11 protein-coding genes are annotated in these 15,881 nt (G+C 65.0%); 9 read left to right on the top strand and 2 right to left on the bottom strand.

Annotation, left to right across the window (positions count from 1 at the left end):
- Positions 1-43: 43 nt before the first annotated feature.
- From ACSVHC_RS01210 to ACSVHC_RS01170, 9 genes are all read left to right on the top strand, one after another.
- Positions 44-2,776: a family 78 glycoside hydrolase catalytic domain gene (locus ACSVHC_RS01210; RefSeq protein ID WP_439180427.1), complete on the top strand. Its 2,733-nt coding sequence runs from the start codon at positions 44-46 to the stop codon at positions 2,774-2,776.
- Entirely contained in the window at positions 2,773-3,747 is a 975-nt protein-coding gene (locus ACSVHC_RS01205) for an alpha/beta hydrolase fold domain-containing protein (RefSeq protein WP_439180426.1), read from the top strand. The genes ACSVHC_RS01210 and ACSVHC_RS01205 overlap by 4 nt, the downstream gene beginning before the upstream one ends.
- Positions 3,748-3,749: 2 nt before the next feature.
- Positions 3,750-4,976, top strand: coding sequence for an SGNH/GDSL hydrolase family protein (locus ACSVHC_RS01200; protein ID WP_439180424.1), 1,227 nt, complete (start codon positions 3,750-3,752; stop codon positions 4,974-4,976).
- Positions 4,977-5,070: 94 nt separating this feature from the next.
- A complete protein-coding gene (locus ACSVHC_RS01195) occupies positions 5,071-5,919 on the top strand; it encodes an alpha/beta hydrolase fold domain-containing protein (RefSeq protein ID WP_439180423.1) in 849 nt (282 codons plus the stop codon).
- A 101-nt stretch (positions 5,920-6,020) separates the two neighbouring features.
- Positions 6,021-6,869: a fumarylacetoacetate hydrolase family protein gene (locus ACSVHC_RS01190; protein ID WP_439180422.1), complete on the top strand. Its 849-nt coding sequence runs from the start codon at positions 6,021-6,023 to the stop codon at positions 6,867-6,869.
- Entirely contained in the window at positions 6,869-8,599 is a 1,731-nt protein-coding gene (locus ACSVHC_RS01185) for an FAD-dependent monooxygenase (protein WP_439180421.1), read from the top strand. The genes ACSVHC_RS01190 and ACSVHC_RS01185 overlap by 1 nt, the downstream gene beginning before the upstream one ends.
- On the top strand, positions 8,577-9,821 hold the full coding sequence (locus tag ACSVHC_RS01180) for a DUF3500 domain-containing protein (RefSeq protein WP_439180420.1): 1,245 nt from the start codon (positions 8,577-8,579) through the stop codon (positions 9,819-9,821). Before ACSVHC_RS01185 ends, ACSVHC_RS01180 begins: the two co-directional genes overlap by 23 nt.
- Positions 9,818-11,071 carry a CaiB/BaiF CoA transferase family protein gene (locus tag ACSVHC_RS01175; RefSeq protein ID WP_439180419.1) on the top strand — a complete coding sequence of 418 codons (1,254 nt, stop codon included), beginning with the start codon at positions 9,818-9,820 and terminating at the stop codon, positions 11,069-11,071. Before ACSVHC_RS01180 ends, ACSVHC_RS01175 begins: the two co-directional genes overlap by 4 nt.
- Entirely contained in the window at positions 11,032-12,579 is a 1,548-nt protein-coding gene (locus ACSVHC_RS01170; protein WP_439180418.1) for a carboxyl transferase domain-containing protein, read from the top strand. Before ACSVHC_RS01175 ends, ACSVHC_RS01170 begins: the two co-directional genes overlap by 40 nt.
- A 74-nt stretch (positions 12,580-12,653) precedes the next feature.
- Here ACSVHC_RS01170 and ACSVHC_RS01165 read toward each other — a convergent pair whose 3' ends face one another.
- Both ACSVHC_RS01165 and ACSVHC_RS01160 read right to left on the bottom strand, forming a co-directional pair.
- A complete protein-coding gene (locus ACSVHC_RS01165; protein ID WP_439180417.1) occupies positions 12,654-13,700 on the bottom strand; it encodes a quercetin 2,3-dioxygenase in 1,047 nt (348 codons plus the stop codon).
- A gap of 1,193 nt (positions 13,701-14,893) precedes the next feature.
- The gene (locus tag ACSVHC_RS01160) at positions 14,894-15,760 is read right to left on the bottom strand and encodes an MBL fold metallo-hydrolase (protein WP_439180416.1); all 867 of its coding nucleotides are present in this window, start codon (positions 15,758-15,760) and stop codon (positions 14,894-14,896) included.
- Positions 15,761-15,881 lie beyond the last annotated feature (121 nt).

The following is a 15,881-nucleotide window of genomic DNA, read 5'->3' as shown; positions in this document are numbered from 1 at the left end:
AGTTAGTTGGGTGGGCCGCCCGTTCAAAGTCTTGAAAGGAACCATGAGCCAGCCAGCACCTAACCTTCCTCCTCTGAGAAAACCGGGGCGCCTGCGTACAGAACACTTGGGCGAAGCCTTCGGTATCACCATCGTTCGGCCGCGTCTGGGTTGGGAGCCCCCGCAAGGAACCATCCGCCAAACCGGCTACCAGTTGGCCACGAGCAACGGCTGGGACACAGGAAGGGTCGAGTCAAGCGAACACCGTTCCGTGCCCTATGACGGACCTGAGCTTGGCTCACGGGACCGTTTCGAATGGAAGGTGCGGACGTGGAACCTGTACCCCGACGGCGCCGAGCGGGAATCTGATTGGTCCGAGCCGATGCCCGTGGAACTGGGCCTGCTGCACCCCACTGACTGGTCCGCGCAGTGGATCGGTCCCGACGAACAGGAAATCCATGGGCAGCAGTTCCCACAGCCAGGTGAGCGCCCAGGGTACGCGCTCTATCAGGAATTCACGCTGAAGGCGGCACCGGATCTGGCCCGCGTGTACGCCACGGCCCACGGGATCTACGAGCTGTTCATCAACGGCCAGCGCGTGGGGGACCAGCAGCTGACGCCCGGTTCCACGAGCTACCACAGCACCCTTCAGGTGCAGGCCTACGACGTCGGCGCGCTGCTCCGCCTAGGGGCAAACACTGTCCGGGCCGTCCTCACGGATGGCTGGTACCGGGGCACGTTCGGGTACACGCGCGACGCCGACATGTACGGAACGCAGACCGCGTTGCTCGCGCAGGTCGAACTGCAGTCCAGCGGAGTGCGGACGACGATCGGCACCGACGCGTCGTGGCTGGTTTCTGTGTCGGAGATCGTCAGCGCCGACCTGATGGAAGGACAGCACGCGGACTTCCGCAGGCTCGCGAGCCGCCATACGGGTACGGCGGTTCTCCGCGAGGCCAGCTTCGATGCGCTGAGCGGACCGATCGCGCCTCCCGCCCGCATTGTGGAAGCGCTGGCCCCGGTCGCGATCACTCGCCTGGGGAACGGCAACCAGGTGGTGGACCTGGGACAGAACATCAACGGCTGGGTAAGGCTGACTCGATTGGGGGAAACCGGCGATACCGTCACCCTGGTTTACGGTGAAGCCCTGGATGCCGACGGCGATGTCACCCAGGACCACCTCCGTCCCCTCGACTTCCGGAATCCAGGGCAGTTCCTCGGGGCCGGACAAGTAGACTCCGTGATTTCCTCGGGCGCTCCGGGCGAAGTGTTCGAACCCCGACACACCACCCACGGTTTCCAGTATGTCTCCGTCCAGGGCCTTCCCGGGGAGCTGCAGCCGGAGGACATTGTCGGCTGCATGGTCCAGACCGAGCTGGAGCGCCTCGGGTTCTTCGCCTGCAGTGATGAGCGCTTGAACAGGCTGCACCAGATCGTGGAGTGGAGCTTCCGGGACAACGCCTGCGAGGTCCCCACCGACTGCCCGCAGCGCGAAAAGGCCGGCTGGACGGGGGACTGGCAACTCTTCGTCCCCACCGCGGCGTACCTTTACGACGTCGCCGGCTTCTCCCGGAAGTGGCTCAGAGATGTCCGGGCAGATCAGTGGGACAACGGAGTGATCGCCAACATTTCACCGTCCCCGGGAGCTGCGGCTACCCGGAGCGACTTCATGGCGTTCGTCAACGGCTCGGCAGGGTGGGGCGACGCGATCGTCGTGGTGCCTTGGGAGGTCTACCTCGCCACGGGCGACGCGGGGATCCTGGCCGAGAACTGGGAAGCGATGGAACGTTGGCTTGGTTTCGTCCGGGAATCGGCAGCGCAGAACCGCCACCCTGAGCGTGTGGCGGCGAGCCCGCTCCCGGCATCGCACGAGCAGTACCTCTGGGACACAGGCTTCCACTGGGGAGAATGGCTGGAACCCGACGGACCGGAGCCCGATCTCCACGCCTTCAAGTCAGCGGATCAGGGCATCGTGGCCACGGCATACTTCCGGCAATCGTCAGCGATCATGGCGAGAATCGCGGCCGTCCTAGGCAAGGAAAGGGAGGCGCGGGAACTCGCCGAACTGTCGGAGAAGGTCCGCCAAGCCTGGGCGCAAGAGTACCTGGGCAGCGACGGCCACGTGGGAGACGGCACAACCCACGGGAAGAGCCAGGCGAACTGCGTCCGGGCTCTTGCCTTCGATTTGGTGCCCGAATCCGCCCGTCCCGCCGTCGCGCAGCAGCTCGTTCGGCTCATCAAAGACGCGGGAACCCATGTGGGAACCGGCTTCCTCGCCACGCCCTACTTGCTGCCGGTCCTGGCCGACAACGGCCACCTTGAGCTTGCCTATGAACTGTTGATGCAGGACTCCGCGCCGTCCTGGCTCTTGATGGTGGACAGGGGTGCCACCACCGTCTGGGAAGACTGGAACGGTATCGACGCCGACGGTTCCCCCAAAGCATCGCTGAACCACTACAGCAAGGGTGCCGTTGTGTCCTTCCTGCACCGCTACACCGCGGGCCTGCGCCAAGCTCCGGGCAGTGCAGGTTACGAACGGATCATCATCGAGCCGCAGCCCGGTGCGGGCATCACGTCCGCGAACACTTCCCACCACGGTCCGCACGGGCCAATCGACGTCGCCTGGCGCCTCAACGATGAGCAGCTCACCCTCTCTGTCACCGTCCCGCCCGAAACGACAGCGGAAGTCCGCCTCCCCGGACAGTCAGCGTCCGACGTCGGGCCCGGAACCTACCGCTTCACCGCCCCGATGGGCGGCTTCGACCACCAACCACAACTCACAAGGAGTGCAACGTGACCCAGCAAACTGTAATCGCCGCAACTGACGGCCCAGCACGGCGTGTGCCGAACCCTCCACCCTTCCCCGCCTACCAAACGCCAGGCACACCTGACATTGTGTCCGAGCATTCCGTGGTCCACCGGGAACTCAGCTACGCGATTGCCGTCGGTTTCCGTCGGCTCGCAATGGACATCTGGCTTCCACGCACGGCAGTGGACACCCTGGTCCCGGTAGTGGTTTGGATCCATGGCGGGGCCTTCCAACTCGGGGATCGCCGCGAACTGCCCCCCACATACGCGCCGGAGTCCGTGTTCCGCCTCCTGAACGCGGCAGGCATCGCCTGCGCCACGGTGGACTACCGCCACGCCCTGGAAGCCCCATTCCCTGCCCAGCTCCACGACCTCAAAGCCGCCGTACGCTACCTGCGCGAACACGCTGAGCTCCTCGGACTCGACGCACACCGCATCGGGGCCTGGGGTGAATCCGCGGGCGGCCACCTCGCTGCCCTCCTTGGGCTCACCGGAGGCAGGGAAGACCTAGAAGGGGGCCTCGGCGTACAGAGACAATCCAGCTCCGTGAGCGCCGTCGTCGACTTCTACGGAGTGTCCTCACTGACCCTCATCCCGCCGATGGTTGCGACCGGGGACTTCCTCAGCCCCGCTCTGTTGGCCGCCGTCCCCGACGGCATGCCGTTAGAACCCGGACCCATGCTGGTAGGGGGATCGAGCGATCCTGCGCTCCTGGACGCCGCCAGCCCCCTGGGCTACGTCACCGCGGAAGCGCCACCGTTCCTGCTCATCCACGGCGACAGCGACGGGTTGGTACCGCTCTCTCAGAGTGAGCTCTTGGCCGATGCGCTCGCAGAAGCCGACGTGCCCCATGAGCTGATCACCATCGAAGGCGGCGATCACGCCTTCTTCTTCGCCGAAGCCCAAGTGCCCGCCATCCTCGACACCGCGGTCGCCTTCTTCCAAAAGGAGTGGAGTTAGCCATGACGTACAGTCCCATGCCCTCCGCGCAGCTCGCAGCTCCGCGTGGCGCCGATTCCGGTGCCCTGATAGCCAAGGCAATCCGGGGCGCCCTCAATGTCCAGGAGTCACCGAGCGGTACAAATATCCTCCGTCTGCCAGCCTGGACGCGCGCACAATACGGCGACTCGGGCCTCTTCATTGATCATGCCTCGTCGCAACTTTCAGGCGTGCGCCTGGAGTTCCAGACAGAAGCACGTTGGATCGAACTCGAACTGACCTTCACCAGGCTCTCGCTGGAATGGGCTGGCCTGCCGATGCGGGCCGCCGTGGTGAGTGTCGCTACGGAAGACGGCTTCGAACAGGATCAGTTTTTCGACGAGGGAGACATCATCCAAACCAGCCCCGACTTCACAACGGAACGGGTGACTGGCCACCGCAGCATCGTGCGGTTCCACCTTCCGCCCACGGAACGAACGCGGAAGGTGACCCTGTGGCTCCCGCATAACTCCGCTGCGGAATTGCACGAGCTACGTGCAGACCGCGAGCTTCACGCTGCCGTGCCGTCCGGCCCACGCTGGATCCACTACGGCAGTTCAATCAGCCAGGCCTCCGAAGCCGCCACGCCATTGAGCACCTGGCCGGTCATAGCCGCCCGTCGGCTAGGACTCGATCTCCTTAACCTCGGCCTCGCGGGCTCAGCCCACCTCGACCAGTTCGCAGCCAGAACCATCCGCGACGGGACAGCCGAGCTGATCACCCTCAAACTTGGCATCAACGTCGTGAACGGGGCAACCCTCCGTTCCCGCACCTTCACACCGGCAGTGCACGGTTTTCTTGACACCATCCGCGATGGACATCCCGATACCCCCATCGTGATGATGAGCCCGGTCCTCTGCCCGGCCCATGAAGAAACGCCAGGCCCCACCACCATGGATTCGCACGGCATAGCTCGCGCAAGCGACCTCCCGCGAACCCCGGGCGATGGCCAGCTCACGCTGCAGGACATTCGAGCGGCCCTTGCGGCCATCTTTGACTCCCGATCGGCCACGGACCCGAAGCTGTTCTTCATGGACGGGACTCAACTGTTTGGAGCGGGCGATGTTCAGCACCTACCGGATGGCCTCCACCCTGACGCCGCAGGCAATCGACTCATGGGAGAGCGGTTCGTAGCACTGGCCGAAAATGCAGCCTGGCTCCCTGCTACTAATAATCGGGACCGGGTCGTTCGAAGCCATTTCAATGATTGAAATGAGCCGTTCAGAGTCGACCTCGGATGCGAGAGTCTAAGAGGGACAAGCCAGCCCGATGACGGAGCAGGCACTGCAACAGAGGGAGTCGACGATGACGGAACACCGGGTACTGCGAGGCATCGAATTCGCCCGCACCGGCGACGACGAATCCCGCCTGCTGTTGTTGGACCTGTACATGCCTGAACCCGCTCCGCAACCGGAAGACTTGCGGCCCGCGATCGTCCACTTCCACGGAGGCGGTTGGAGCGTGGGAGAACGCTCCTCGCTGGGCCCGGTGGTCGACGGCTTCGGCCTCAACCCGTTCGAGGTCCTCGTCGAGGCGGGAATCGTCGTGGCGTCGGCCGATTACCGGCTGAGTTCGGAAGCGCATTTCCCCGCCCAATTGGATGACGCGCAGGCCGCGGTGCGCTGGCTCCGGGAACACTCAGCCGAATACGGCGTGGACCCTGCACGGATCTACGCCTGGGGCGACTCCGCAGGCGGCCACTTGGCCAGCCTGGTAGGCCTGGTTGCAAACCCTGACAGCCGGGTCGCGGCAGTCGCCGCCTGGTTCCCGCCCACCGACCTGAACCGGATGGGGGAGCAGGCCTTGCCCGACGCCGTCGCGAGGGCCAGCGATCCGGGGTCCCGGGAAGAGCTCCTGGTGGGCGCAGTCTTGGCTGCTGAGCCAGAGAAGGCGGCCGCCGCGAGTCCCATCAGCTACGTCAGGCCCGGCGCCCCGCCCTTCCTTCTGGTCCACGGGACTGCCGATCGTTTCGTTCCCGCCGCCCAGTCCCAATCGCTTGCCGACGAGCTCAACAAGGCAGGCGCCGACGTCGAACTCCTCCTCATCGACGGAGCGGACCACATGTGGTCCCTCCCGGACGGGAGCCGGGCCGCTGCCGAGAAAGCGCTGGCCGCCACGGTCTCGTTCTTCCGGCGGCAATCCGGTGCTACCTAGCTCTTCCGCACCAAACCGCTTCGGCAAAGCCTCAGTCGAGGCCCCCATTGCCGTGCCCCCTTACCGACAACCGCCCTCCGGGCGAAGCTGAAAGGCCCCACATGCAGTACATAGGCATCAACCACGACGGCGGAACCTGGGCAGCAGCCCTCAGCGGCACCACGGTCTTCCCTCTCGCCCCCGTCACGGACTTCTGGGCCGATGCTTCCGGATGGCAGGAGAAAGCACTCACGCTTACCGAGGATTCGGGGGCAGCTTTGGCGAGGGCGGAGGCCACGGAGGTGCCGCTCGTGCCACCGTCGGCGCGCGTGATCTGCGTCGGCCTCAACTACAAGGCCCACGCCGCCGAAGGATCCTTCGCCGTCCCCGAATACCCCACGCTCTTTGGACGCTGGACGGCTTCCCTGTCCGTCGGCCGCGTCCCGGTCCCCGTGCCAGGCGGTGAAGCAGGGTTGGACTGGGAAGGCGAAGTGGCGGCCTACATCGGTAGGCGCGTGGAGTCAGAAGACGAAGCGAGCGCGGAGGATGCGGTGTTCGGTTACTCTACCTTCAATGACCTCACCGCCCGCCGCGCCCAGAAACTCACGGCCCAGTGGACCCTGGGCAAGAACGGCGACTTCACCGGCCCGCTCGGGCCGTTGGTCAGCCGGGATGAAGTCGGCGACCTCCGCGACGGCCTCCAGGTGCGGACACGCGTCAACGGCACCGAGGTCCAGAACGGCAACACGAGGGACATGATCTTCTCGGTTCCGGCCATCATCTCGTTGATCAGCCAGACCTTCACCCTCCACCCAGGTGATGTGATCGCCACCGGCACTCCGGAGGGCGTCGGGTATGTCCGCACGCCGCCATGGTTGCTTCAGGCCGGCGACACCGTGGAAGTCGAGATCGATCGACTCGGCACCCTGGTCACACCCATCGGTGAACCTGAACTCCGGGCGAGGGCCTGATGTCACTCTTCCACTCACGGCTGGAGGAGCTGCCGGACACGGTGCCGGTCCTGATTTCCGGAGGCGGACCCAGCGGCCTGTTCCTGGCACTGGATCTGGCACACCGCGGGATCCCCAGCCTCGTCATCGAACCACGCACGTCCATTGACCTCGACCGCCCTCGCGCGAAAACCACCAATGCCCGCACCATGACGCACCTCAGGCGCCTAGGCCTCGCAGACATGCTGCGCAAGGCAGCGCCGCTGCCCGTGGACTTCGCCCAGGATGTCATTTTCTGCTCGTCGCTGACCGGTCGAGAGATCCGCCGCTTCCCCCATGCCTTCCAGCTCGACACCGGCCGCTACGAACCCCAGCCCGAATGCGGGCAGCAAGTGCCGCAGCCGATCCTGGAGACCGTTCTTCGAGAAGCTGTCGCCGCTTCCGCCCACGCCACGCTTCTGACGGGACTGCGGGTGCAGGGATATGAGCCCGTAGGAACCGGTCAACGGGTGACGGTGACCGATGCTTCCGGTTACCGCAGCGCCGTTGACTGCACTTACCTTGTAGGAGCCGACGGCGGATCCTCCACCATCCGACGCGGCCTGGGCCTGCGGCTCGAGGGCGGATCCGCAGCCCTGTCCAACATCAGCATCCTGTTCCGCTCCGGCGACCTCGCTGAGACCATTACCCTGGACCCGGCCGTGCAGTACTGGGTACTTGGCTCGGACACCGCAGGCATGGTGGGCCGCATGGATTTGGACTCCACGTGGTGGGCCATCATCCAGGGCGTTGACGCCAGCCAGGACCTCGATCCCGTCAGCCTGGTCCGTTCCCTCGTCGGGGCTGATGTCGAGGTGGACGTCGTCGCTACTGATCCATGGACGGCCCGCATGCTCCTTGCGCCGTCGTATGGCCGGGATGGAGTATTCCTGGTGGGTGACGCCGCGCACCAGAACCCGCCGTGGGGTGGCCATGGCTTCAACACGTGCATCGGTGACGCCGCCAACCTGGCCTGGAAAATCGCGGCGGCCCTTGATGGATGGGCCGGTCCTGGCCTGTTGGCAAGCTACGAACTGGAGCGGCGGCCTGTCGCGGCGCGGACCATCAGCGATGCGGCAGCCAATGGCAAAGCCCTTGCGTATCACTTTGCCGCTCCCGCGCTGGCGAATGACGGGGAGGAAGGCGCGGCCGCCCGTGCTGAGGCCCACGAGGCCTTGGCCGTGAAGCAAAGCGAGTTCGACTCGCTCGGGCTGGTGCTCGGGTACAACTACTCCCGGTCTCGGCTGGTGGTGCCGGATGGGGGGCCGGTCCCGGCTGAGGATCCCATTCGATACGTGCCCTCGGCCAGTCCCGGCGCCCTCTTGCCGCACGCGTGGCTCGATGAGTCCTCCTCGATCTACGACGTCCTGGGGGACGGCTTCGCGCTGCTGGTTGATCCAGCATCGCTCGCCGGGGTCGACGCCGGGCATGCCTACGCAGCCGTGCTGGCCGCCGCCTCCGCCAAAGGACTTCCCGTGAGCGTCGCCGCCGTCGGGCCTGATGGTCGCGGTGTCCCGATGTCCGAACTATGGGCGGCCGACGCCGTGCTTGTCCGTCCGGACCAGCACGTGGCGTGGCGCGGCTCCTCGCCGGAGGCGGCTGCTGCGGCTTTGGCCGTAGCCGCGGGCTGGAGCCCGGGCTTCGCCGATCCGGCCGACGAAACTTCCGAACACCCCAAGGAGGGCAGCCATGCCGGCGCCATCATTTCGTGACTACCTTTATCCACCGGATCACCCGCGCGTAGCGCTGATCCGCGGCCTGGATGCGCGGTCCTACGCGGAAGCCGCCAAGGGCGATTCCTTTGCCGGCCCCATGATCGAGGGCTGGCAAAAGCTCTACCCCGAGCCCTTCACAGGCGTTACCAACGACGGCGTCCTGCGCGAAGAGCTGTACCCGCTCACCGATGCCCTGCCGGGGGAGGAAGCCCCGACGTCGGACATGGTCGCGACGGCGGAAAAGCTGCTGACCCTCACGTCGCAGGAACAGCGGGATCGGCTGGGCTATCCGGTGGACGCCCACGAGTGGCAGAGTTGGGCCAACCCGGAGTTCATGCAGCACGACACCGGACTGCGCCTCGACGAGGTGGATCCCACTCTGCGTGATGCCGCCCTCGCCCTCGTGGAGTCGAGCTTGAGTGAGCAGGGCTACGCCTTGGTGCGGAACCTCATGCGGATCAACGGCTTCCTCGGCGAGCTGGTGGAATTGCCGGAACTGATGAACGAATACAGCTACAACTTCGCGCTCTACGGCGTTCCATCCGAGTCGGCACCGTGGGGCTGGCAGTTGTTCGGCCATCATGTGGCGTTGAACTGCCTCGTTGCGGGAACGCAGCTGGTTCTGTCCCCGGTGTTCCTCGGCGCGGAGCCGGACGTCATAGACGCCGGACCACACAAGGGGGTCGAGGTTTTCAAGGACCGCATTGCCCGGGCCCGCGAACTCATGGCTTCCCTGCCCGACGCAGTGCGCCGCGAGGCGCTTAGCTATCCGGAAATGGTCGATCCCGCCATGCCGGAAGGCCGGGTGCATCCCGGCGATGAGCGGCACGTGGCGGGTTGTTTCCAGGACAACCGGATCATCCCGTACGAAGGCATCCTGCTCAGCTCGATGCCGCCCGCATCCCTGGCCCTCATCGACCGCCTGGTGGATGACTCCATCGCCTACCTGCCCGCCGGACCGCGTGCCGCCCGACGCCGCGAGATCCATAAGCACTACGCCGAGACCTGGTTCTCCTGGATTGGCGGCTGGCAAAGCGACGAGGCCTTCTACTTCAGGATCCAGAGCCCCGTGGTGATCCTCGAGCTCGATCACCACACCGGCGTCTTCCTCAGCAATGACACCCCGGCGCCGTTCCACATGCATACCGTGGTCAGGACCCCCAACGGCAACGACTACGGCCGCGCCCTCGTGCGCCAGCTCGCTAAGGACAAGAAATGACGACGGCGGATCTCGCCCCAGAGCCTCCGGCACGTGAGCAGCAACATGGCAACGCTGGTCCGCTGCAAGGGTTGCTCGTCGTCGACCTCAGCCGGGCACTGGCCGGACCGCACGCGGGGATGATGCTCGGCGACCTCGGTGCCCGCGTCATCAAGGTTGAGGCACCCGGAATCGGGGACGACACCCGGGGCTGGGGACCGCCTTTTGTCGGCCCGGACGAGGACCCGCAGGCCACCTACTTCCTTTCCTGCAACAGGAACAAAGAGTCCATCACCCTGGACTTGAAGTCCCGCGACGACCAAACCGTGCTGCAAGGGCTCTTGGCAAGGGCCGACGTCGTCATCGAGAACTTCCGCACTGGGGTGATGGACCGATTAGGCCTTTCCACGGCGGCGATTCAGGCGCTCAACCCGCGTCTCGTGATCCTCTCCATCACAGGCTTTGGCCATGACGGGCCGGAAGGTGGGAGGGCAGGCTACGACCAGATTGTCCAGGGCGAGGCCGGACTGATGTCCCTGACAGGCAACGGACCGGACGATCCACAGCGCGTGGGTGTTCCCATCGCCGACCTGCTCTCCGGCATGTATGGAGCGTACGGGCTGCTTGCCGCGCTTCTTGAGCGGGAACGCACGGGGCGCGGACAGGTGGTGCGCACGTCGCTGCTCGCCGCCGTCGTCGGTGTCCATGCCTTCCAAGGCACGCGAATGACCGTCGCCGGAGAGGTCCCCGCGGCCCAAGGCAACCACCACCCGTCGATCGCACCCTATGGGCTCTTCCGCTGCAAGGATGGAGCAGTTCAAATCAGTGTGGGGAGCGAGTCGCTCTGGCGCACCTTTTGCGCTGGCTTCGGGCTCGACCCCTACGCACCGGACTTCGCCGGCAACGCCGCCCGGGTACGCCACCGTGGCAAGACGATCGCGTTGGTGGAGGACGCCTTCTCGCCCTACTCCGCCCGTGAGCTGCTCGAAAAGCTGCGCCAGGCCGGAATTCCCGCAGGAAAGGTGCGGACACTGGACGAGGTGTACGCCTGGGACCAGCTGGCGTCCCAGGGATTGGCGGTCGAGGTAGAGCACGAGGTCCTTGGCCCCATCACCCTTCCCGGTCCGCCGCTGCGCTTCTTCGATCCGACGCCCGAAGGCGAAAACGAAACCACCAAAACCAGGCACACCCCACCGCCGCTTCTCGGCAGGCATGCAGGCAACATCCGGGCATGGCTCGCGGAACCGGCCGATGCGGTATCGGGCCCATGAGGGCTGCGACGGCAAACTCCGGTGTCAAGACCCGGATTTTGCCGGCCCGCGAGTTCATCGCCGCGGTGGTTGATCCAGGAACATTTGAATCGTGGGATCTCCCGCAGGCCCCAACGGAACTTGGCGCCGAGTATGCCGAGGTCCTCGTTGTTGCCAGGCAGCGGAGCGGCACGGACGAAGCCGTGATCACAGGCACAGGGATCCTTGATGGAAGACGAGTCGCGGTCATAGCCGGGGAATTTGCCTTCCTTGCGGGATCTGTGGGGATCGCAACGGCTGGGCGCATTCTCTCGGCCCTGCAGCGAGCCATGGACGAGGGCCTGCCGGTAGTTGCAAGCCCCGCCTCGGGCGGAACCCGAATGCAGGAAGGGACTCCGGCGTTCCTTGCCATGGTGGGAATTGCTGCGGCAATCGAACGCCACAAATCGGCCGGGAACCCTTACCTGGTCTATCTTCGCCACCCCACCACGGGAGGCGCCATGGCTTCTTGGGGATCCCTCGGACACCTGACCTTCGCACAGCCCGGGGCGCTCCTCGGATTCCTGGGACCGCGGGTCTACGAGGCACTGGAAGGCAAGCCGTTTCCCCCGGATGTCCAGACCGCGGAGAACCTGCAACGATGCGGGTTGGTAGACGGCGTGGTCCCGTTGGAGGGGCTCCGACCGTTGCTGTCGAAGGTACTGGACTATGCATGCTGGGCTTCTGATATTCCACCGCGTGGCTTCGACGTCGAGCCGCTGCTGGCGCCGAGCCCCGGGCCGCGGGCGCAGGACACCGATCCATGGACCAGTGTCCTCCGCACCCGGAACAAGGACCGGCCAGGCGTCCGGGAGCTACTGGCCTTCGCCGCGCGCGACGTTGTGTTGCTCGAGGAAGCAGCCGAATCGCAGGTCTCGGCCGGACCCTCCAGTGCCGTGCTCATGGCATTCGCCCGCTTTGGCGGCGTCCGCTGCGTCGTGGTGGGGCAGGACCGCCGCGGCCAGACCGCGGGCGCGCTCATCGGGCCGGAGGAACTGAGACGGGCGCGCCGGGGAATGCGCCTCGCCGCCGCGATGAAGCTTCCGCTGCTCACGGTGATTGACACCCCGGGCGCCGAATTGAGCCCCGAAGCCGAAGAAGGCGGACTGGCCCGCGAGATCGCGCGCTGCGTGGCACTCCTTCCAACACTTCCGGTACCTTCCGTGTCCTTCATCCTTGGGGAGGGCACTGGCGGTGCGGCGATTGCCTTTCTTCCCGCGGACCGGATCATCTGCGCCGACCATGGCTGGCTGGCACCACTGGCGCCGGAGGGCGCCAGTGCCATTCTTCACCGTGACATTGCCCGGGCGCCTGAGCTGGCCCGGAGCCTGCGGACAAGCGCCCGGGAACTGCTTGACGCCGGCGCCGTGGATGCGGTGATATCTGAGGAACCGGATGCCGCCGAAGAGCCCGAGGCCTTCTGCCGGAGGGCGGGAAGGGTCATTGAACGAACCGTCCAGGAACTTCTGGCCGGGTTCGGAATCCTCTAGCTGCGAAGCATGAGGCCCGGACTCCTCGCGGAGTCCGGGCCTCATGCCGTCCTTCGATCACAACTGCCGGGCGATCACAGATCCAGGGCGGCGCGGCGCTGAGGGGGAGGCCCGACGACGGTCAGGTCCATTTCCGCCTGTGCCCGGCCGAAGCCTTCCATGTCCATGTAAGGCTCCCCACCCTCGGTGTACATGTAGTCCTCCGTGGGCTTATTGAAGTACTCAAAGAAGCCGTTGAACACCGACGGGGTCAGGAACCCCACCATCTGGGTGTTGTGCGAGTCGAAGGCGAAGGAATGGATGGTGCCCGCCGGCGCATGGAGGAAATCGCCCTTCGTGAGGAGGACCTCGCGGCCGTTGGCGTAGATCCACATACGGCCTTCCGTGCACAGGAAGTTTTCGGTGTGCTCCGAGTGGAAGTGCAGCGGAATGTAGGGCGATTTGGCGCCCTTGGTGTGGACAGCGAAGTAGTTGGCGCCGGTGTTCTCCGGCCGTGAAAGGTAGCTGAACATGGTCTGGTAGCTGACCAGCCTTTCGCCTTCCCCGGCGCTGAGAAAATAGGGACTGAGCGATGTCGGCAGCCCCGCGTTGAGCTGCAGCGACGGCGCTACCCGCTCCACGTCCGGGAACGTGATGCCGAACTCGGCGCCGACGTCTGCCAGTTCGCGTTGGGTCACCTGGTGGCCGGCCCGCACCGGCGGAACGTGCGAATCTATGGCGGTGCCGATCCTCTCGTAGTAGGCTTCTGCGCCGCCCGGCGTCATCCAGTTGAGGAACCGCGTGTAGTGGCTGGCCATCCGATAAGCGTGGGGAGTTCCGGGAGGAATGACCACAGAATCACCGGGAGTCAGGACCCGGCTTTCACCGGGGAGCCACACGTGGAGGATGCCGTCGAAGACGTACAGAGTCTTGTGCTCGATCGAGTGACTGACGAAGTCCGACTCCATGCCCATGCCGCCGGAGATGTATGCCGCGCTGAAGATCCCGCCCGTATCCGCGGCCCGTGCGATCACCGTCACCAGTTGGCCGTTGACCTCGTATCGGGCACCCTCACCGGAAGCCATGTAGTAAGGCACGGCCTCGCCAGGCAAGACATTCGCTACCGGCAGTTGCTTATTCATTTCCTCAACATTGAGGGACATGGTTCCTTCTTCCTGACAGGCGGTTAGCACCGAAGTTGCACTCTAGCCTGCCTTCCCATCACGTGCGGCAGTCAACGAGTTTCAATCATTGGAAAGGTTTCGGAGTGCGTCAAGCCTTCCGATGCCTGTCGATGCCAACGTTCGGCGCACGCTTGCCTGGGAGTCATTGCCTCGTGTGTCGGCTGCTTCGGCACTGAGTTGAGCGAAGTGGCGGGGATAGGTGACTCCTCCAAGTACGTCGAAGCGGACGGTGACGGGCTTCGTGTCAAGGTTGATCTCGGCGACGGACGAACGGATCCAGATCGCTTATTGGGCACCCCGTCCCGCATCATGTGGTCCTCTTGGCCACACCTGGGAGCGGGTTCAAAAGTGGGAAATGACGGTGTGTTGACAGTGTCAACACATTTGGCTTCGGACTGGGTCGGACATCGGTCTGACTGGCTCTGATTGGCTATGTTTTCGGGAGTTCCCGGTGTTTCCGGGGCCCGGAATGCGGTTCGAGTCCCACCTCGGGCACAGCATTCCCCCTTGTCAGAGGGGGTTTTTGCTTTAACGTGTTGACAAAGCTTGGGGCTGTCCCTCTGACGCTAGGGGTGCGGGCTGTGGCCTGGCTCCCGCGGTGGCCTGTTCAGGTGTGTGGGTGGCGGGTTCAGGGTCCTGGCTGGTGGGCCCTCCGCCTGCTATGGGTGGGATTATGCGGTTCCTCGCTCCGGTTCGCTCTGGTTGGTCGTGGATGGCCAACACCTGTTCATGGGATTGGGGTGCAGGTACGACATGATGAAACCGATTTTGTTGGGGAGCGGTTCTCGGAAGGTTGCTCGTGGCCATCCGGGGAACTGTGTGGGTGAGTTGGTCCTGTCAAAGCGGGTGTGGACACTGTCAACACTGATGTCTGCTTTATCGACGCTGGGGGTGCGGTGAAAGCCACCGGCACAACCCACCTCACCACAGTCACTGGTGAGTGAATGTGCGGGGACGCATATGGGTCGTCAGCCGGTCGCTTGAAGGTATCGCCGCATTTCAGAGGCACATTTGCATACCTATCTGACAACGTTGGTAAATCGCTCATGTCGCGAGATTCTGCGCTCGAGTCAGAAGTCACATGCCATGTTCTTTGACTGGGCAGATCGTCGAATTGGCTCTAGTCTTGGCGGCGGTTCCACTCACCTTGGCTATGTCAACCGCTGAGTGTGTCGCGCCGATGCGGACGCGCCGCCCAGTCGGAAAGGTTCGCCCGGTGCGAGCACACGGATCCGTTTGGGGTTGACCACGACGTCCCATAGCCTGTCCGGGTCGGCGTTGAACGGGGCGAACTCGGGGGAGTCCACCGAGCCCCAGTGGTGCAGGAGCAAGTCCGCATCGGGGTAGGCATTGGCCATCTCGACCGCGCCGTCGAAGGTGAAGTGCCATTCGCTGTCCGAGAAGTCGAAGAGGAGCGCGTCCGGAGTCGGCATGGTCAGATGGTGTTCGCGGATCAACCGTGAATCCCCTGGTGCCCAGATCACGCCGTCAAGGGTCTCGATCCAGAAGCCACACGAGTCCTCATCGTGGAAGGTACGCTGCCCCGGCTGGGGCGCGGCATTCTGCCAGGCGTGGTCGGCCGGGGTGACCGTGACCCGGACCCCTCCGACGGAGAAGGCGTCGCCGATGCCGTGGCCGTCGGCGGGCATGCCAAGTTCGCGCATCAGCTCGGCAACGTAGCGGGTCGAGTGGAACCGCTGAGTGACTGCCCTCAGGGCTGTACATGTCGGCACGCTGAAGTGGTCATTGTCGGCATGGGTGACGAGGACGGCGTCGAGTCGGGGCACGTCTGCCGCCTGCAGCGGGAAGTCGATGAGCACGGGCATGTCGAAGTCCTGGAGCAGCGGGTCGACGGCCAGCAAAGTTCCTCGTGCGTTGATCAGGAATCCCGCCATGCCGAGCCAGTACAGGACGGTGCCGTGTGGGTCGTCGAAGGCCTCGGCCCGAATCGGCACCGTCGGCGGGGCCATGGCCTGCCCGCGGGGGCTGCGCCGGACCGGTGTGCGCGGATCGTTCATTTACTCTCCTTGGGACAATTCTGGGGTGCAGCGGGTGCTTCTCCGATCGAGTCGGGGAATGGGCACTGCCGATTTGCTGCCAGGAACGGGTCAGTCTAGTCGTACTAAGCAGCTGTAAACG

The sequence above is a fragment of the Arthrobacter sp. KNU-44 genome (assembly GCF_051843155.1).
GTDB lineage: Bacteria > Actinomycetota > Actinomycetes > Actinomycetales > Micrococcaceae > Arthrobacter.
The sequence above is the reverse complement of the archived record's forward strand: the minus strand, read 5'-3'. Positions and strand labels throughout refer to the sequence as shown.